This is a genomic window from Leisingera sp. ANG-M7 (assembly GCF_000813965.1).
In the GTDB taxonomy this organism is placed as follows: Bacteria; Pseudomonadota; Alphaproteobacteria; order Rhodobacterales; family Rhodobacteraceae; genus Leisingera.
This window is the reverse complement of record NZ_JWLI01000002.1, coordinates 1-18,013: the sequence shown is the minus strand read 5'-3', so window position 1 is coordinate 18,013 and position 18,013 is coordinate 1. Positions and strand designations below refer to the sequence as shown.

The following is an 18,013-nucleotide window of genomic DNA, read 5'->3' as shown; positions in this document are numbered from 1 at the left end:
TCAGACCAGCGCGTGATACAACGCCATGAGCCAATTGCAGAAGGATTTGACCTCCTCCCGCTGGCCCGCCCTGTCGTTGATCACGATGTAATGCGAGCGCCGTTTCGGCAGTTTGTAGGCCGTCGGAACCACCACCAGCCCCTGCTCAATGTACTGCCGGGCAAAGCTTTCCAGCACCATCGTCACCCCGTGGCCTGCCGCGATGGTCTGCAGCGCCAGCAGGGAGGAATCCGCCTTGAGCCAGTCCGACGGTGTCTGCAGGTTCAGCCCGTGCAGCTCTGACAGGCGGCCCCAGTCGGTTTCCGAGCCGAAGATCTGCACCACATCGGACCCGGCCAGATCATGGATGGACGGGCTGCCGCCCAGATCGTGCAGGTAGGCGGGGCTGCAGACCGGTACCGCGTTCTCGTGGCCCAGGTGCAAAACGTCGCTCTCCTGCCAGTCGCCGCCATAGCGGATGTCGATGTCCAGCCCTTCCTCATCGAACCGGTTGGCCCAGATCGATGTGGTCAGCTGCACCAGAATATCCGGGTGGGCCGCTTGAAAGCGGCCAAGCTGGGGCGCAATGACAAGGGCCGCGCAGGAAATCGAGGCCCGCACTCTGACAACCCGCTTGCGTTTCTTGCCGAACAACCCGGCAGTGGCCTGCTGCATGTCGATGAAGGATTTACGGATCGGCTGGGCATAGGCCTGGCCGGTGTCAGTGAGCGCCACCCCGCGCGGCAGCCGTTTGAACAGCTGGGTGTTCAGGTGCTTCTCCAGCAGGCGGATCTGCTGGCTGATGGCAGCGGGCGTAAGACCCAGCTCCTCCGCCGCGGCGGAGAAACTGTTCAGCCGTGCCGCGGCCTCGAAGGCCTTGAGCCAAGTTACGTGGGGCAGGTCGGTCATGGCACAAGCTTTAAGCACAGTTAAGTCATAGGGGCAAAACACATTGTTTGATTTATATCTAAGGCGCTGCGCAATCTGAAGGGAGACAAACGGACCGGGCATGCCATGGCGCAGACATTCGACTTCATCATCGTGGGCGCCGGTTCGGCCGGCTGTGTGCTGGCCGACCGGCTGACCGCCAATGGCCGCTACAAGGTGCTGCTGATCGAGGCTGGCGGCAGCGACCGGCGGTTCTGGATCAAGATCCCGGTTGGCTATGGCTTCACCTTCTCGGATCCGAAGGTGAACTGGCGCTACTCCGCCGCGGCGGACCCGGGGCTGAACGGGCGTGCCGCCTATTGGCCGCGAGGCAAGGTGCTGGGCGGCTCCAGCTCCATCAACGCGATGGCCCATGTGCGCGGGCTGCCGCATGATTTCGACGACTGGGAGGCCGCAGGCGCCACCGGCTGGGGCTGGGACAACGTGCGCCGCAGCTATGAGGCGCTGGAAACAAACGATGAATGGCACCAGGGCCGCCGCCGCTTGCGCGGGACGGGGCCGGTGCGCGTTACCGACCTCAGCGAGCGGATGCACCCCTTTGCCGGAAACTTTCTGGCCGCTGGGCAGGACATGGGCTGGCCGTTTCTGCCGGACATGAACGCCGCGGCGGAGGATGGCGCCAATACGCTGCCCGGCGAGGGCATGGGGTATGTCCGCAGCACGGTGAAGGACGGGCGGCGCTGGTCCTCGGCGGATGCCTTCCTGCGGCCCGCGATGAAGCGCGGCAACCTGACGGTGATCAGCGGTGCGCTGGTGGAGAAGGTGCTGACCAGCGGCGGGCGCGCCACCGGCGTGGCCTTCCGGGTGAAGGGCCAGCCGCAAACCGCCCTGGCGGCGCGCGAAGTGATCCTGAGCGCGGGCGCGGTGAACTCTCCGCAGCTTTTGCAACTCTCTGGCATTGGTCCTGCGGCGCTGCTGCACCGCCATGGTATCCAGGTGGCGCATGACCTGCCGCAGGTGGGGCAGGGGCTGCAGGACCACCTGGCGGTCTCGCATTTCTACTGGGCCAATACTGCGACGCTGAACGACCGGCTGGGCAGTTTTGCCAAGCAGGTGAAGGCCGGTCTGCAGTATGTGCTGACCCGCAAGGGACCGCTGAGCGTGCCGGTCAATCAGTGCAGCGGCTTTGTCCGCACGGCGGGCGCAGCACTGCCGGATGTGCAGGTTTATTGCAACCCGGCGTCTTACTCGACGCAGGCAAATGGCAAGCCGCAGATCGACAGGGACAACGGCTTCCTGCTGTGCGTGCAGCCGAGCCGCCCGGTCAGCCGCGGACAGATCACTATCCAGTCTGCGGATCCTGCGCAGGCACCCATGATTGAGCCGAACTCATTGTCGGCGGCGGAAGACAAGGCAACCGCAATCCGTGCCAGCCATCTGCTGCAGGCGCTGGCCGCCACCCCGGCGATGAAACGGGTCACGCGAGAGCGGCGGGTGCCGGATATCGCCGGAATGGATGACACGGCGCTGCTGGAGAACTTCCGCGAGCGCGCAGGCAGCGTGTTTCATGCAAGCTGCACGTGCCGGATGGGGCATACTGCAACCGACTCGGTGCTGGATGCGCGGCTCAGGGTGCATGGGATGGCGGGTTTGCGGGTGATCGACGCCTCATCGTTTCCCAATGTGACCTCCGGCAACACCAATGCGCCCACCATGATGCTGGCAGCCCGCGGGGCGGAAATGGTTCTGGAAGATAATGAAAACTGGCCCTTGGCGGCTGAATGACAGGGAATTTCAGATGAAGCTCGATAAGATCGAAACCTTTGTGTTCGGCAACCCGCCGCCGCGCCATGGCGGGCGCTATTTCATCTTTGTGCGCCTGACCACCGCTTGCGGTATCACCGGGGTGGGCGAGATTTATAACGCCACCTTCGGCCCGGATCTGTGCTGTGCCATGGCAGAGGAGATGTTTGCCCGCCAATTCGTGGGCTGCGACCCGCACCATATCGAGAAGCTTTGGCGCAAATCCTATGGCGCGGGCTATTCGATGCGGCCGGATGTGACGGTGATGGGAGTGCTGAGCGGTCTGGAAATGGCCTGCTGGGACATCATCGGCAAGGCCGCGGGCAAGCCGGTGTATGAGCTGATGGGCGGCCAGGTGCATGAGCGGCTGCGCAGCTATACCTACCTGTACCCGCCGGAAGGCGACGTCTACCCGGACCCGGACACGCCCAATGTCTACAACGACCCGGATATGGCGGCGGAAGTTGCACTGCAGCGGGTGGAGCAGGGCTTTACCGCAGTGAAATTCGACCCGGCCGGGCCGTATACGATCTATGACGGGCATCAGCCGCGGCTGGAGGACCTGGAGCGCAGCGAAATGTTCGTGAAGCGCATCCGTGAGGCGGTCGGCACCCGTGCGGACCTGCTGTTCGGCACCCACGGACAGTTCACCGTATCGGGCGCAAAACGGATGGCGCGGCGGCTGGAACCCTATGAGCCCTTGTGGTTCGAGGAACCGGTGCCGCCGGAAAATCCCGCCGATATGGCAGAGGTCGCGCGGTTTACCTCCGTGCCAATCTCCACCGGTGAGCGGCTCTGCACCAAACATGAATTCGCCCGCGTGCTGGAGGCGGGAGCGGCCTCGATCCTGCAAATGGACTTGGGGCGGGTTGGCGGCCTCTTGGAGGCCAAGAAGATCGCCTCCATGGCCGAAACCCGGCAGGCCCTGATCGCGCCGCATCTTTACTGCGGGCCGGTGGTGGCGGCAGCGAATATTCAGATTGCCACGTGCAGCCCGAACTTTCTGATCTTGGAAAGCATCGGCACTTTCGAAGGCCCCTATATGTCCTGTCTCAAGTCCGCGATCACCTGGGAGGACGGCTATGTGATCCCCTCCAAGGAGCCGGGCCTGGGGGTGGAGCTGGACGATGCAGCCATCGCCGCCAGCCCCTATACCGGCAGCAAACTGCATCTGGAGTTGGCGCAGGAGCCAGTGGTTCAGTGAACACGGCCCCCGGCATCATCTGCCGGGGCGCATCGCCTCCGGCGGCAGTTTGACCGGGAACTTGGCGCGGACCTCTGCGTCGAGCTTGCTGCCGAGGTAATTCGGATAATGCTCGCCCAGGATCCTGTCCGACACCTCGCGGGCGCGGTCGAACATGGTCTGTTTGCCGGCCTTTTCCCAGGTGTCGGTCAGTTCCCGGTCCATCAGGTCGGGGTAGACGTATTCCGTCTCCATATACTGCAGCGTCTGGGTGTTGCCGAGGAAATGGCCCGGTCCAGTAGCGCAGTCGTGGATCACATCAACCGAGAGGGTGTCGTCGCTGACCTCGATCCCTCGCAGGGTGCGGGAGATCATGCCGGCGGCCTCATCGTCGATCACCATCGACTCGAACGAACAGCCCATCAGCGAGCCGACCATGCCGCCGAATTCACACAGGCGGTTGGCGCCGGCGTGGGCCGCTAGGCTGAAGGTCAGCGCCTTTTCCAGACCGTATTGCGCGTCCGGGATCTTGGAATCCGTCATGCCGCAGCCGACGGAGGTGGGCAGGTTGTAGAAATTGCCCATCTGGATCGCGGCAGCGCCGATCAGCGCCTGCTCGCCCGATCCGCCGGTGAACGAGCCTGTGCGCAGATCGGTGATGAAGGGCCAGGCGGCAAAGACGACCGGCGTGCCGGGGTTGATCAGGTTGACGATGGCGACGCAGGACAGGGTTTCGGCCACCGCTTGCGCCAGGGTGCCGGCCAGCGGGGCAGGGGAGGTCGCCCCGGCCTGCGGCGGCACTGCCAGATCGCAGGTCAGGCCCAATTTGGCGGTGTCGATCATGATCTCCAGGTTCTCGCGCCCCAGCCGCAGCGGCGAAACGATCGGGCAGCCTCCGAAGATCACCGAGGGTTTTTGCAGGAATTTCCCCTCTCCGCCGGAGGCGATGTCGAACATTTCGATCGCCGGCTTGATGTGGGAACGGTCGCGGAAGGTGAGGCAGGACGGTTTCTCGCTGCCCGCCAGAATGGAATAGAGCATCGACATGTCATGCTCGAAATCCTGCGGCACATCGGTTCCCAGCACGGTGTCGCCGGTCATGTGGATGTTGTCGAGCCGGTCCACCAGCCGGGTGAAGTCATAGACGTCGCGGATAGTGGAAGGGCGGTAGCTGCGGCTGGCGGCGTCAAAGGTTGTCACCGCGGTTCCGGAGTTGGCGTAATAGACCTTGTCCTTGGTACAGTGCATGTCGTCCTTGCCTGCACGGCTGCCGCGGGCGTGGACGTAAAACTCATTGGCCGCACCGGCCAGAAGATCCTCCATCAGCGCCCGTGGAAAGCAGAGGCGGCCGTGTTCGCTGAGGATGGCGCCCTTGGGCAGCACCAGATCCAGCAGCTCCTCTGTCGGATCCCCGATGCCGGTGCGCTCAAGGATGGTCAGCGCGGCGTTGTGGATCTTCTGCATGCCGGCATCCGACAAGGGCCGATAGCGGCCGCCGGAGATGCCGGGCCAGATCGCCTGGCTGGCGGTGGACTGGCTGCGGGCCGCGGCGCGGGCATCGCGGCCGCCGCTGCGGCGCCGGGTTCGGGTCTTGGTGACGTCAACCATATATCGGTCTCCGGAAAGGTCTGGGCAGGCCGTGCGGGCGGCCTGCGGTAGAGTTTAGGGCTATGGCTGTTCAGATCATGCTGAAATAGCTGCGGTAGAAGCCGGGCAGGCTCCATTCCATCTCTGACAGCGGACCGGGCGCAAAACGGTACGAGTTCACGCCCTCCTGATTGTGGCGGATGATGCGCTCATCATCGAGTGAGGTGACATGCCACAACCAAGTCAGGGCTTCCTTGGTATAATCGCGTCCCTCTTCGGCATCGCCGCGTACGTACCAAGCGATCTGGATGTCGGTTTCCTGCAGGCCGCGAGGCACAAACCGGTAACCCACCAGATGGTCGGCATAGATCAGGAAGTAGTTCAGCGTGCCAATGGCCAGATCGGTGGCCCCGCCGTCGTGGCCGCTGAGGCTGCCCAGCGGGGGCGCCAACGGCTCGCCGTCCCTGCTGCCGGTCTGGTAGCCGGGGAAAAGAGGGTAACGGCGCCAGTAGACGTCCGAGCCCGGCGCCTGTGCGTTGGGACCGGTCAGGTCCAGCTCTTCTACCGGCAGGCCGATGGAAGCGGAGCGTTCGCGCAAGTCCGCGCCGTATTTCGCCACATCCGCCGGATCCTTGAGCGAGTGGCTGCGGGAATACTCCTGATGCGATGGGGCGCAGTGGTAGCATTCCAGGTAGTTTTCCAGCGCCAGCTTCCAGTTGGCAGGCACCGGATAGGAGGCCTCATGCGCCAGTTTCAGGTTCTCCAGCTCCATCGGAGCTGACAGCGGTGCCAGGCGGTCCAGGCTTTTCGCCAGCGGCGGCGGGTTTTCATCGGCGCAGATGAAGATGAGCCCCTGGAAAATCTGCACCTGTACCGGGAAAAGCCCGTAGTCGGACGGGTCGAAATCCGGCCCCATGGCGCGGCCGCCGCGCAGTTTCCCATCCAGCCCGAAGGTCCAGGCGTGATAGGGGCAGGAGAACACCCGCGCCGTGCCCTGTTTTTCCAAACACACGCGGGAGCCGCGGTGGCGGCAGACATTCAGATGGGCGCGCACTTCGCCTTCGCGGTCGCGCACGACGATCACCGACTCCGGGCCGTAGTCAAACAGGAAATAGTCGCCGGGTTCCGCAATCTGGCTGACGTGGCCCACCCAGATCCAGTTGCGGTTCCAAAACATCTTGATGTCGTGGTCATAGACCGCTTCCGAGGTGTAGAAATGCCGTTCCAGCGCAAATCCCTCGCGGTGGCTCTCCATCAGCTCACGCATCACTTGCAAGTCGTCTTTGGGCATCATGCGCCTCCCATGTCTTCGAGGGAAATCAGTTCGCGGCGGAACCAATCGGCATCTGCCGCCGCCGGGTCGCGTTCGAAATTGCGGGCCGCCAGATGGCCGGCAAAGACCGCATCGGCAATCAGGCCGGGGGAGGCCGCGTCGCCGATCAGCTCCAGCGTGGTGAAACTGTCCGCGTGATCTGCTTTCAGCTCATCATAAAGCGCGGTGTCGCGCTGGCGGGAGGTGACCAGCAGCAGGCTCGCACAGTCCACACGGCGGGTGCGGCTGGTATATATGCAGGCCAGTTCCGCGCCGTCGCCATCCGCGGATTGGAGGGAATGCAGCGGGATGATTTCCACACCTGCCTCCAGCAGTTCCGCCTGCACCCGGTGCTGTTCAAGCGTCAGATCCGTGAAGGCCGAGGCAATGGCACCCGGCGTCACCAGCACCACCTTGCGGCCTGCGGCGGCCAGATGGCTGGCCAGCACGCCGCCGATGTAGCCCTGATCGTCGTCATAAAGCAGCACAGGACCATTGTCCGGCGGCAGGGTGCCTTCCATCACGTCGTCGGGAGTGAAGACGGGTATGTCCTTGATCTCCAACGGCAGCGGAGAGGTGCGGCCGCGCCCGTCGCGGTGCCAGGTGCTGCCGGTGGCCAGAAAGACATTGGGGATGCCGAGTTCTGCAACCTCAGCGGCGCCAAGTTTGCTGCCGGTGAACATCTGAACATTTCCGCGCTGCTGCAGGTCCCACAGGCGGTTGTCGGCGACCCGTTTCCAGGCGGACAGGCCCTTCAGCCTGCTTTCCTTCAGCACCCGGCCGCCGAATTCCTCTGCCGCTTCGGCCAGCGTCACCTGATAGCCGCGCTTGGCCAGTTGCATCGCGCATTCCAGACCGGCAGGGCCTGAGCCGACCACCAGCGCGGCCTCTTCCTGCTGTTTCGGAGCGACCTGCTCAGGATGCCACTTGCGCCGCCATTCCTCGCCCATCGTGGGGTTCTGGGTGCAGCGGATCGGGACGCCGAGATTGTCGGCAGAAACACAGATGTTGCAGCCGATGCATTCGCGGATTTCCTCGATCCGGCTTTCCTCAATCTTATTCGGAAGGAACGGATCAGCGATAGAGGGGCGGGCGGCGCCAATGAGGTCCAGCACGCCCTTGGAGACCAGCGAGGCCATCAGGTCAGGCGAGGTGAAACGGCCGACGCCTACCACCGGCTTGTTCGTCACCTGCTTCACGAAATCGGTGTAGGGGATCTGATAGCCATCTTCAGGCTGAAACCGGGTGGTCTGGCTATCGTTGCTCCAGTCGGCGACATTCACATCCCAGAGATCGGGCAGATCCGCCAGCATCTCGACTACCGCACGGCCCTCTTCGCTGGCTTGCATTCCGTCTGCGCCCATCATCTGGTCAACGGCAAAGCGGAAGGCGACAGCGCAGTGGCCGTCCAGCACCTCGCGGGTGTCTTCAAGCAGTTCACGGGTCAGCCGGACGCGGTTTTCCAGCGAGCCGCCGTATTCATCACTGCGGGTATTGTACTGCGGCAGCAGGAAATGATGCGGCAGTGTCATCTGGTGGCCTGCGTAGACATAGACGATGTCAAAGCCTGCCTCCTTTGCCCGCAGTGCCGCGTCGCGGTGCCAGCGGCGCAGGTCGCGGATGTCCTGCTTGTCCATGGCGCGGGCCTGTTTCGGGTAGACCGCATCAATCGGGCGGTCGCTGACCCCCAGCGCCGGAGCGCGGGTCAGGTGGTTGGTGGCGTGGTGACCGTTATGGGCCAGCTGGATCGCCGCCAGCGACCCCTTGGCGTGGACCTGGTCCGTCATCAGCCGCAGCGCCGGGATGTCGTGCTTGTCCCACAGCCGATGCTCGGCGTAGGGGCCAAGATCAGAGGTCGGATGGATCTCCGTCTCCTGGGTTGAGACCACGGACCAGCCACCCTCCGCCTTCATCGCGCGCACCGCGGCCTCGGCCTGCGGGCGGACGTGGCCCAGACCGGTGCAATGCGGCACCTGGAAAAAGCGGTTGCGGGTGGTGACGGGACCGATCTTCACCGGCTCGAACAGAATGGAATACCCATTTGCGCCTGGCATGCTGGCACATCCTTTTACGTTTTGGTTTTTGGTCTGGGCGGGACGGCGGGCGTCAGGGCCCGCCGCTTGCGGGGATCAGAAGCCGGCCTTGATGCGCTCGAACTCCTTCAGCATCCGGCCCTCCAGCTCAGGGTTGACCGCATCGAAAAACAGGCTGCCCTCGAAGAACTTGTCGACATCGGCAAAACCGTAGGTCTCGATCAGGCTCTGATCGGCGGATTTGAAGGCATCGGCATTGGCATGGGCATAGCCCCAGTTTTCGATGATGTACTTGCCGCTGGGCTCAGAACTCAGCGCATTCAGCATGTCATAAACTTGCTCGTCGCTCTGGGTCGAGGAGTTCAGATGCACATAGCCGCAGACCCAGGTCGCAATACCTTTGTCTACGTCGCGCATCATCTTGGCCGGTGTTTCGTTCCAGATCAGGTTCAGCTCCGACTGGTTCCAGCCCCAGCCCATCAGCACCTCTCCGCTGGCGATGGCCTGATCCAGCTGGCCCGCATCGGACCAGTAGAACCGCACATTCGGGTGGATCTGGCGCAGAAAATCAGACGCTTTCTGGAATTCCTCGTCCGACATGTCGGTATAGCTGGAGGCGCCGGTCGCCAGCGCCGCCATTGCATAGGCCGAGGAGGCTGCATCAGGAATGGCGATCTTGCCCTGATAGGCGGGGTCGGCCATCAGCTGCAGAGAGACAGCACTCTCATCAATCTGGTCGGTGCGATAGATCAGCCCGGTGTTGCCCCACTCAAACGGCACCATATAGGTCTGGCCGTCAATGGTGACGCCGTCCACATCCTTGATCTGCGGCAGAAGGCTGTCCCAGTTGCTGATTTTCGAGGTGTCGATCGGCTTCAAGAGCCCCGCCGCCACCCATTTGCGCAGGCCGTCGGTGCAGGGGTGGGCGAGGTCGGCGGCAAAACCCGATTGCAGCTTGGTGAAAGCCTCCTCGACACTGCCGAAATAGGTGTAGCTGGGCGCGCCGCCGTATTTGGCAACGTAATCGCCGTAGAACCCCTGATCCTCGTAGCCGGACCAGTCAAAGACCGACAGACTGGCGGCGTCGGCGGATGCGATGCCTGCCGAGGCGGTTAAGGCCGTAGCCGCGGCCAGTACCGTTGTGAAGTGTTTCATTGTCTTCCTCCCTTTATTCTCATGCCTCGCGGGCGCCGAGGTCGATTACAGAGGCGTTCTGCACGCCCAGCCAGACCGGATCGCCCTGCTTGTGATCAACCGTGTGGAAGTAGTTCGGCACCGATACCGCGATGGGCTGCGACAGGCCGTCGGTGGTAACGTGGTAATGCACGTTCTCGCCGTAAAAGGCGGCATTGGTGACAGTGCCCTGCAGATAGCCGTCGTAGCCGTCGGGCTTCTGCGCCGATATTTCCAGCTGTTCTGGACGGATGCCTGCCAGCAGCTGCGGCCCGCGCCGCGCCACATTCGGGTTCACGTCGATGGACAGCGGCCCGAAGCCCTGCAAGTCAGCGTGCAGTTTGCCGTTTACTTCTCCGGTGACAGCCGCATCCAGGAAGTTCATGCCGCCGATGAAGGCCGCGACTTCCTGGCTGCAAGGGCGGGCATAGAGCACTTCGGGCTTGTCGACCTGCTTGAGCTGGCCTTTGAACATCACGCCGATGCGGTCGGACATGGTCATTGCCTCGTACTGGTCGTGGGTGACCATGACAAAGGTGATCCCCAGCTTCTGCTGCAGGCGGCGCATTTCGAACTGCATCGCCTCGCGCAGGTTCTTGTCGAGCGCTGATAGCGGCTCATCCAGCAACAGCACCTTGGGGCGCATCACCAGCGCCCGGGCCAGCGCCACCCGCTGGCGCTGGCCGCCGGACAGCTCTGTTGCCTTGCGCGACTGCAACCCGCCCAGCTCCACCATCTCCAGCGCCTCGGCGACGCGCTCTTCGGTCTCGGCCTTGCCCAGCTTCAGCTTACGCAGGCCAAAAGCAACATTGTCGCCAACGTTCAGATGCGGGAAGATCGCATAGGACTGGAACACCATATTGGTCGGCCGCTTGTTGGCGGGGATATGCTCCATGTCCTGGCCGCCGATGCGGATGCTGCCGGCGTCGTGGTCCTGGAAGCCCGCGATCATTCTGAGCGCGGTGGTCTTGCCGCAGCCGGAGGGTCCGAGCAGGGAAAAGAACTCGCCCTCCTTCAGCGTCAGGTTCAGGTCGCGCACCGCGGTGAAGGTGCCGAACCGTTTCTCAACCCCGGAGATTTCGATGATGTTCTGAGTGGTCATCTGGCTATCCTTCATCAGGCGGACTTGGCGGAGCGGCGGCGGAAGTATTCGGCGGTCAGCAACAGCAGCACCGAGGCGAGCAACAGGAGCGAGCCAAGCGCGAGCGTGTTCGGCAGCTTGGCCGGGAAGCGAATCTGGCTCCAGATATAGACCGGCAAGGTGGGCTGGTTGCCGGACAGGAAGAAGGCCAGCACGAATTCGTCGAACGAGACGGTGAAGGTGACCAGCAGGCTGGCAACAATCCCCGGCGCCACAATCGGCAGAGTCACCCGGCGGAAGGTGCCGATGACACTTTCGCCCAGGTCGAAGGCTGCTTCCTCCAGCGACTGGTCGAAGTCGTCAAAGGCGGATTTCATGATCGAGACCGCAAAGGGCAGGGCTACAAATACATGGCCCAGGATCACCGTCGTCAGCGACGGCTTCAGCCCCAGCGAGATGAACAGCACCAGCATGGAGGAGGCCACGATGATACCCGGAATGACCAGCGGCAGCATCACCAGCCCCTCCGACAGTTCGCGCCCTTTGAAGCGGTAGCGGACATAGGCGCGGGCCGCGAACAGTCCCAGCGAGGTGGCCACTAGCGCAGTGACCGCGCCGACGATCAGCGAGTTCACCATGGCCTGCAAGAGTGTGTCCTGCTCGCCCAGCTGGGCGTACCATTTCAGCGTGAACCCCTTCATCGGAAAGGCGACGATGGTGCCGTCATTGAAGGAGAACAGCGGCAGCAGCAGCACCGGCAGATACAGGAAGATCAGGTATCCGATAGCATAAACCAGCAGCCAGGGGAAACGGATGGGTCTGCGCCGCGGCTTGCTGACAGCAGCGCTCAGCTGCTTGTTCAGGGGTTCGCTAACCGGAGTGCTCAACGGATCCTCCTCCCCAAAGCGGTGGCCAGGATGACGAACAGGATGGCGACAAAGCCGACCGAGGCCATCGCCACCAGCGACAAAGTTGCGCCCAGCGGCCAGTTGTTTGCCGGGCCGAACTGCACTTGAATGAGGTTCGCCACCATCTTGCCCTGCGAGCCGCCGACCAGCGACGGAGTCACATAATCGCCGACGGTAGGGATGAAGATGATCAGGCTGGCGGCGATGATGCCGGGCACAGTCAGGGGCAGGGTAACGCGGATGAAGCGTTCCAGCTTGGTGAGGCCCAGGTCGGTGGCCGCCTCCAGCAGCGAGCGGTCGATCTTCTGCAGCGATACATAGATCGGCAGGATCGCAAAGGGCGCCCAGGCGTGCGCCAAGGTCAGCACCACGGCGAATTCGTTATATAGCAGGAAGGTCAACGGCTCGGTGATGATCCCCAAGGAGATCAGCGCCGAGTTCATCACCCCGTTGAAGCCCAGGATCAGTTTCCAGCTGAACACCCGCAGCAGGTAGCTGGACCAGAACGGGATGGTGATCAGCAGCAGCCACAGGGTTTTCTTATGTGTGCGGAAAGCAATGAAATAGGCGATCGGATAGGCCAGCGCCACGGTTGCCGCGGTCACCGCCCCGGCAATCAGGATCGAACGCAGCAACAGATGCCGCACCAGCGGATCGGTGGCGGCTTCCAAGTAATTGGCCCAGGTCAGCGTTTTGTCGATCTCGACATAGGTCTGGGTCCAGAAGCTGTAGGCGACCAGAATACCCAGCGGTGCGGCCACCAGAAGCCCCACATAAAGCGAGGCGGGAGCGCTAAGCGCCAGGCCTTTTCCAGCCTCGGTTCTGAGAAATCCGGCCATGTGTCTCCGTAGCTTGCAAGGTGTGCGGGCAGAGCGCTGCCATTAAAAATGGACAATCGTCCATCAAAACCTGACGGCTGGCAGGGGGTTCTGTCAACAGGATTCTGTAAAAAATGTACAAACGTCCATTTTTACTGGAGAAACCGTTTGGCCTGTGTCTAAACTGGACAGGCGGTACTGCTTGCCGCACAGGATTGATCCGCGTAACAGCAGTGGAAACGACCAGGACCCAAGGAAAAGATGGCCGGAAAACGGGAACAGAATCGCGAGCAGAACCGCCTCGCCCTGATCGGAGCGGTTCTGGATTCGGTAGCAGAGAAGGGGATCTCCGAAACCTCCGTCAGCGAGATCATCCAGCGCGCAGGGCTGTCACGCGGCATGATCCACCTGCATTTCGGCGGCAAGGAAAACCTGGTTCAGGCAGCGGCGCACCATTCCTCGGAAGAGTATTACGACGGGCTGGAAGCGCTTTTGCAGACCGCTGGCGACAGCCCGCAGGAGCGGATCGAGATGATCGTGCGCGGCGACCTCAGTGAGCGGGTGCTGAACCGGCGCAATGTCAACATCTGGTACGCGTTCCGCGGCGAGTCCCGCAACCGCACCGCCATTGCCGAGCATTCAGACACCCGCGACGGACGCCTGCGCGGCATGATCCACAATGCCTTTTCCCGGATCGTGCGCGAGGCAGAAACCCCGGATGCCTCCGGCGCGGCGCGCGACGCCACCCATGGCACCCTGGCGCTGCTTGAGGGCATGTGGACCGACTTCCTGCTGCACCCTGACCGGTTCGACCGGGAGGAGGCGGCGCGGATCATCTTCCGCTTCCTTGCGGCAATGTTCCCGGCGCATTTCGCGCTCTCGGGAGCGATCCGGCCCCAGCAGGAGAAGGGGGCCGCACCCGCAGCCCCCGAGGCGTCAGATTCCTGACTTCACCTTGGTCCAGGCCCGGGTGCGCTGGCGCAGCGCTTTGGCGCCCAGGCTCTTGTCCGGGAACAGGCGCGCAAGGGTGGCCGCATCCGGATAGATCCCCGGATCAGACAGCACCTCCGGCAGCACATGGGCATCCGCCGCCGCATTTGCATTGGCAAAGAACACGGCATTGGAGACCCCGGCAATCACCTCCGGCCGCAGCATGTAGTCGATAAAGGCATAAGCCGCATCCACATTGGGCGCGTCTTCCGGGATCGCCATCAGGTCGATCCACATCAGGGTGCCTTCCTTGGGAATGGAATAGAGGATTTCGACGCCGTTATCCGCATCCATGGCCCGGGCCTGGGCGATGCCTGCATCACCGGAATACATCACCGCCAGGCAGACATTGCCCGCGGGCAGGTCGGTCGAAGATTTTTGATTGTTGAAATAGCTGACATTCTCCGCTGCCGCGGCCAGCAGATCCTGCGCCTTGGCGACTTCCGCCTTGTCTTCGGAATAGGGATCGGCGCCCAGGTAATTCAGGGCCACCGACAGCAATTCCACCGGCGAATCCAGCACCCCGATGCCGCAGTCCTTCAATTTGGCGGCTTTGGCCGGGTCGAACAGCAGGTCCCAGCTGTCAACGGGGATGTCCCCCAGCCGCTCAGCCACCAGTGCCGGGTTGTAGGCAATGCCAATGGTGCCCCAGGTATAGGGCACGCCCAGCTGCCGCCCGCCCGGCACTTGGTCGAGCGAAGCCAGGATTTCAGGGCGCAGGTTGCCGTAGTTTTTCAGCCGCGCGGTATCGACCGGATGCAGCGCGCCCGCCTGCAGTTGCCGTTCGGCGTTGGAGGCAGCGGGAAACACCACGTCATAGCCGGAGCCGCCCGCCAGCATCTTGGTTTCCAGCACCTCGTTGCTGTCGAAGTAATCCAGCGTGACCCTGGTGCCGGTTGCCTCCTCGTAACCGGAAATGGTTGTTTCGCCGAAATAGTCCGCCCAGTTGTAGATCGCCAGATCACCGGCAGAGGCTGGCGCCGCCAGGGCGGCGGCCAGCAAGATTGCAGTCATGATATTGTTTTTGATCATTGTTTCCTCCCTGTTTTGCGCCGCCTCAGCGCTGACCGGAAGGTCCGGCAGCGTAGAGGCAGAGCAGATCGTTAGCGATGGTGGCCGCCGCGATGGCAGTGATTTCGGAGATGTCATAGGCCGGGGCGACCTCGACCACGTCCATGCCCACCACATCGGTGCCCGCCAGCCCGCGGATGATCTCCTGCGCCTGGTAGGGCGAAAGGCCGCCAATCACAGGCGTGCCTGTGCCGGGGGCAGAGGCTGGTTCCAGCGCGTCGATGTCGAAAGTCACATAGGTCTTATGATCGCCTACGATGCCGCGGATCTTTTCCGCAACCGCTTCGGGCCCGGTCTTCTGCACCTCGATGGCGTCGATGATATTCATACCCAGCGGGTCGGGGTTGTGGGTGCGGATGCCGACCTGAACTGACCGGGCCGGGTCCACCAGCCCTTCGCGGATCGCGTGCCACAGCATAGTCCCGTGGTCGATGCGGCCTTCCTCATCTGCCCAGGTGTCGGAATGGGCATCGAATTGGATCAGGCTCAGCGGCCCGTGTTTCTCCACATGCGCGTGCAGCAGCGGATAGGTGATGAAATGGTCACCGCCGATCGACAGCAGCGCCGTGTCTGAGGCCAGAATATCCCGCGCCGCCTGGGCGATTTCGCCCGGCACCTTGTGCGGATAGCCATAGTCGAACTCGCAATCGCCGAAGTCGACCACCCGCAGCACTTCGTAGGGATCAACCTTCCACGGCCAGGGCGCCGACCAGGCGATATGACTGGAGCCTGAGCGCACAGCCCGCGGCCCCAGCCGGGTGCCGGAACGGCTGGACACAGACAGGTCGAACGGCACCCCCATCACTGCCACATCCGCACAGCTGAGATCGCGGGAGTAACGCCGCCGCATGAAGCTGAGCGCGCCGGCATAGCTGGCCTCCGCCACCACGCCGCGGTCGCTTTCGCGGGTAAAGGCCAAGTCGCCCTGCACGGGGTTCACGCTGGAGGAATCAGTCATTTGGGTCTCCGTCATGTTGAAAATTCGCTTGGACCCAGTTTGACTTTTGCGCTTATGCCGGCAAACTTGGCCAAAGGCATATATCTTTAGGTATAGTGATGGACGATCCAATCTTCCCGCTGCTGCCCGATGGCTGGGCCAAGGCGATGACGGCGATGGCGGGATTCATCGCAACGGAGCGCTTTCCCGGCGCGCTGCGGCAGATCCTGTCGCAATGCTGCAGCTTTGATTCGATGGTCGTCTCGCACTATGCGGGCGCGCAGCCGCCGGTGCCGCTGTATCAGGATCTGGATGAGCTGCAGGCGGCGATCACAGTGGAGTTCTACGCCAGCGGCCCCTACCTTCTGGACCCGCTGTATCAGGCCTGCCGCAACGGCTGCGCTCCCGGCGCCTACCGGCTGATGGATCTAGCACCGGAGGCATTCTACCGCTCGGAATACTACCGCGCCTTTTACCGCAAAATCAGCATCAGCGACGAGATCGGCATCCTGGTGCAGGACGGGGCAGAACGCTGGTTTATCGTGTCGCTGGCCCGGTTTGCCCGCCAGCAGCGGTTTGAAGCGGCCGACACGGAACGGCTGAATGCCGTATTCACACTGATTGATGCAGCCGTCCGGCGCCAATGGGGACAGACGGAAGACAGCGCGGCGGCCCACCAGCCTGCGGACTGGGAGGACCGCATGCAGACCTTCGGCACTGGTGTCCTCAGCCCGAGGGAACGGGAGGTGGTGCAGCTGATCCTGCAAGGCCATTCCACCCCCTCCGCTGCCGCCTATCTCGGCATTGCCGAAGGCACCGTGAAGGTCCATCGCCACCACGCCTATTCCAAGCTGGGCATCGCTTCGCAGGCGGAATTGTTTTCAATGGCCACCCGGTACCTGGCGGGCGCTGGATAGCCTGGCCCAGGCCCATCAAAGGCGCAAATTCCCGAAATTTGCGCCATAAACGCAATTATTCGGGCGGAATTTTGGTTTTCCGGTCATTTGACGGGCTTTTTTGTTGACGAAATCCACATTTTTACAAATTCTACCAGCCAATCCGGTCGGATGACACCCTCTCCGACCTCTGGAATGAAGGCCACAACGATGCCCACAACAAAAACCCAAGCCGACCACGCCATGCAGATCGCCGGGATCGCCGCAAAGGCCGCGCGCGGCTACTTCCGCGGCCGCCTGGGGATCGAGTTCAAGGCAGACGAAAGTCCTGTCACCCAAGCCGACAAAGCGGTCGAGAGCGAGGTGCGCGCCTATCTGGAGCAGCACTTCCCGGACCACGGCATCTTTGGCGAGGAACATGGTTTTGCCGGGGCAGACCGTGCAGAGGTCTGGATAATCGATCCGATTGACGGAACCCGCTCCTTCCTGTCCGGGCACCCGCTCTTCGGCTTCCTGCTGGGGTACCTGCGCGATGGTATCCCGCAACTGGGTGTAATCGGAATGCCCGCGCTGGACGAGACCTTTCTCGGGGTGCGCGGACAGGGGGCCACATTGAACGGGCAACGCATCCAAGTTTCGGACCGGACCCGGCTGGATCAGGCGGTTCTCTATGTGAATGAGGGCGACAAGATCCACCGGGACTATCCGGAGCTGTTCGCCCGGCTGATGCAGGCAGGCCAGACCCGCCGCTTCGCTTATGATTGCTACCCCCATGCGCTGCTGGCGGCGGGCCACGTCGATGCGGTGATCGACTATGACCTGCAGCCTTATGACTACCTGCCGGTTTCTGCAGTGATCGAGGCCGCGGGAGGGGTGATCACCGATTGGCAGGGCAACCCGCTGGGGCTGGGCTCGGATGGCCGGGTAATTGCCGCTTCAACACCGCAGCTGCACGCGGAAATGCTAGCGCTGATCGAAGGATAAACCTATGGCCATTTTAACCTTTCTGATCAGCCTTGCGGGAGCCACGATGCTGCTTTTGTATGCGGTTCGGATGGTGCGGACCGGGATTGAGCGCAGTTACGGGGCCTCGTTCCAGCGGCTGCTGACCGCACGCCAAAGCCACTTGCAGGCGGGGCTGATGGGGCTGGTCCTGGCGATCGTGCTGCAAAGCTCGGCGGCGGTGGCGCTGCTCACATCGGGCTTTGCCGCCAGCGGTTATCTGGCCTTTCCCACCGGGCTGGCGATCGTGCTGGGCGGCGATCTCGGCTCGGCGCTGATCATCCAGATCCTGTCGTTCAAGCTCGACTGGCTGGTGCCGGTGCTCCTGGCGGCGGGCGGCTACCTGTTCGTC

General features: G+C 62.8%; 16 protein-coding genes. 6 read left to right on the top strand and 10 right to left on the bottom strand.

Annotated features, from left to right (window positions below; translation table 11 throughout):
* Positions 1 to 888 carry a LysR substrate-binding domain-containing protein gene (locus tag RA26_RS03710; protein ID WP_039180130.1) on the bottom strand — a complete coding sequence of 296 codons (888 nt, stop codon included), beginning with the start codon at positions 886 to 888 and terminating at the stop codon, positions 1 to 3.
* Between the two features lie 105 nt (positions 889 to 993).
* On the opposite strand from RA26_RS03710, the gene RA26_RS03705 reads away from it, so the two are divergent.
* Both RA26_RS03705 and RA26_RS03700 read left to right on the top strand, forming a co-directional pair.
* Positions 994 to 2,652, top strand: coding sequence for a GMC family oxidoreductase (locus RA26_RS03705; RefSeq protein WP_039180127.1), 1,659 nt, complete (start codon positions 994 to 996; stop codon positions 2,650 to 2,652).
* 13 nt (positions 2,653 to 2,665) lie between these two features.
* The gene (locus RA26_RS03700; protein ID WP_039180425.1) at positions 2,666 to 3,874 is read left to right on the top strand and encodes a mandelate racemase/muconate lactonizing enzyme family protein; all 1,209 of its coding nucleotides are present in this window, start codon (positions 2,666 to 2,668) and stop codon (positions 3,872 to 3,874) included.
* Positions 3,875 to 3,889: 15 nt separating this feature from the next.
* On the opposite strand, the gene RA26_RS03695 is transcribed toward RA26_RS03700, so the two are convergent.
* The 7 genes from RA26_RS03695 to RA26_RS03665 form a co-directional block, all read right to left on the bottom strand.
* Positions 3,890 to 5,461: a trimethylamine methyltransferase family protein gene (locus RA26_RS03695; RefSeq protein ID WP_039180124.1), complete on the bottom strand. Its 1,572-nt coding sequence runs from the start codon at positions 5,459 to 5,461 to the stop codon at positions 3,890 to 3,892.
* Positions 5,462 to 5,531: 70 nt separating this feature from the next.
* Positions 5,532 to 6,731, bottom strand: a complete 1,200-nt coding sequence (locus RA26_RS03690; protein WP_039180121.1) for an aromatic ring-hydroxylating oxygenase subunit alpha — start codon at positions 6,729 to 6,731, stop codon at positions 5,532 to 5,534.
* Complete coding sequence (locus RA26_RS03685; RefSeq protein ID WP_082015750.1) at positions 6,731 to 8,806, bottom strand: oxidoreductase; 2,076 nt, start codon at positions 8,804 to 8,806, stop codon at positions 6,731 to 6,733. Before RA26_RS03685 ends, RA26_RS03690 begins: the two co-directional genes overlap by 1 nt.
* A 75-nt stretch (positions 8,807 to 8,881) precedes the next feature.
* The gene (locus RA26_RS03680; protein ID WP_039180117.1) at positions 8,882 to 9,940 is read right to left on the bottom strand and encodes an ABC transporter substrate-binding protein; all 1,059 of its coding nucleotides are present in this window, start codon (positions 9,938 to 9,940) and stop codon (positions 8,882 to 8,884) included.
* A gap of 19 nt (positions 9,941 to 9,959) precedes the next feature.
* Positions 9,960 to 11,060, bottom strand: coding sequence for an ABC transporter ATP-binding protein (locus RA26_RS03675; protein ID WP_082015754.1), 1,101 nt, complete (start codon positions 11,058 to 11,060; stop codon positions 9,960 to 9,962).
* 14 nt (positions 11,061 to 11,074) lie between these two features.
* The gene (locus RA26_RS03670) at positions 11,075 to 11,890 is read right to left on the bottom strand and encodes an ABC transporter permease (protein WP_082015753.1); all 816 of its coding nucleotides are present in this window, start codon (positions 11,888 to 11,890) and stop codon (positions 11,075 to 11,077) included.
* Between the two features lie 32 nt (positions 11,891 to 11,922).
* Positions 11,923 to 12,786 (bottom strand): ABC transporter permease, encoded by an 864-nt coding sequence (locus tag RA26_RS03665; RefSeq protein ID WP_039180115.1) that lies wholly within the window; start codon positions 12,784 to 12,786, stop codon positions 11,923 to 11,925.
* Positions 12,787 to 13,026: 240 nt separating this feature from the next.
* Between RA26_RS03665 and RA26_RS03660 the strand changes: the two genes are divergently transcribed.
* Positions 13,027 to 13,713 (top strand): TetR family transcriptional regulator C-terminal domain-containing protein, encoded by a 687-nt coding sequence (locus RA26_RS03660; protein WP_039180112.1) that lies wholly within the window; start codon positions 13,027 to 13,029, stop codon positions 13,711 to 13,713.
* Here RA26_RS03660 and RA26_RS03655 read toward each other — a convergent pair.
* A complete protein-coding gene (locus RA26_RS03655; protein ID WP_039180109.1) occupies positions 13,702 to 14,787 on the bottom strand; it encodes an extracellular solute-binding protein in 1,086 nt (361 codons plus the stop codon). The two genes, RA26_RS03660 and RA26_RS03655, sit on opposite strands and share 12 nt — an antisense overlap.
* Before the next feature lie 25 nt (positions 14,788 to 14,812).
* Entirely contained in the window at positions 14,813 to 15,784 is a 972-nt protein-coding gene (gene speB / locus RA26_RS03650; protein ID WP_039180107.1) for an agmatinase, read from the bottom strand.
* 98 nt (positions 15,785 to 15,882) lie between these two features.
* Between speB and RA26_RS03645 the strand changes: the two genes are divergently transcribed.
* The 3 genes from RA26_RS03645 to RA26_RS03635 form a co-directional block, all read left to right on the top strand.
* Positions 15,883 to 16,680: a helix-turn-helix transcriptional regulator gene (locus RA26_RS03645; RefSeq protein WP_039180106.1), complete on the top strand. Its 798-nt coding sequence runs from the start codon at positions 15,883 to 15,885 to the stop codon at positions 16,678 to 16,680.
* 189 nt (positions 16,681 to 16,869) lie between these two features.
* Positions 16,870 to 17,643 carry an inositol monophosphatase family protein gene (locus RA26_RS03640; protein ID WP_039180102.1) on the top strand — a complete coding sequence of 258 codons (774 nt, stop codon included), beginning with the start codon at positions 16,870 to 16,872 and terminating at the stop codon, positions 17,641 to 17,643.
* Positions 17,644 to 17,647: 4 nt separating this feature from the next.
* Positions 17,648 to 18,013, top strand: a 366-nt coding sequence (locus tag RA26_RS03635) for a Na/Pi symporter (RefSeq protein WP_039180099.1), incomplete at its 3' end; no start/stop codon positions are given.

Bases quoted from the DNA above. Each gene is read 5' to 3' on its own strand.
- RA26_RS03675 (WP_082015754.1), bottom strand. From the start codon at position 11,060: ATGACCACTCAGAACATCATCGAAATCTCCGGGGTTGAGAAACGGTTC.
- RA26_RS03700 (WP_039180425.1), top strand. From the start codon at position 2,666: ATGAAGCTCGATAAGATCGAAACCTTTGTGTTCGGCAACCCGCCGCCG.
- RA26_RS03710 (WP_039180130.1), bottom strand. From the start codon at position 888: ATGACCGACCTGCCCCACGTAACTTGGCTCAAGGCCTTCGAGGCCGCG.
- RA26_RS03690 (WP_039180121.1), bottom strand. From the start codon at position 6,731: ATGCCCAAAGACGACTTGCAAGTGATGCGTGAGCTGATGGAGAGCCAC.
- RA26_RS03665 (WP_039180115.1), bottom strand. From the start codon at position 12,786: ATGGCCGGATTTCTCAGAACCGAGGCTGGAAAAGGCCTGGCGCTTAGC.
- RA26_RS03640 (WP_039180102.1), top strand. From the start codon at position 16,870: ATGCCCACAACAAAAACCCAAGCCGACCACGCCATGCAGATCGCCGGG.
- RA26_RS03645 (WP_039180106.1), top strand. From the start codon at position 15,883: ATGGACGATCCAATCTTCCCGCTGCTGCCCGATGGCTGGGCCAAGGCG.
- RA26_RS03705 (WP_039180127.1), top strand. From the start codon at position 994: ATGGCGCAGACATTCGACTTCATCATCGTGGGCGCCGGTTCGGCCGGC.
- RA26_RS03655 (WP_039180109.1), bottom strand. From the start codon at position 14,787: ATGATCAAAAACAATATCATGACTGCAATCTTGCTGGCCGCCGCCCTG.
- RA26_RS03695 (WP_039180124.1), bottom strand. From the start codon at position 5,461: ATGGTTGACGTCACCAAGACCCGAACCCGGCGCCGCAGCGGCGGCCGC.
- RA26_RS03680 (WP_039180117.1), bottom strand. From the start codon at position 9,940: ATGAAACACTTCACAACGGTACTGGCCGCGGCTACGGCCTTAACCGCC.
- speB (WP_039180107.1), bottom strand. From the start codon at position 15,784: ATGACTGATTCCTCCAGCGTGAACCCCGTGCAGGGCGACTTGGCCTTT.
- RA26_RS03660 (WP_039180112.1), top strand. From the start codon at position 13,027: ATGGCCGGAAAACGGGAACAGAATCGCGAGCAGAACCGCCTCGCCCTG.
- RA26_RS03685 (WP_082015750.1), bottom strand. From the start codon at position 8,806: ATGCCAGGCGCAAATGGGTATTCCATTCTGTTCGAGCCGGTGAAGATC.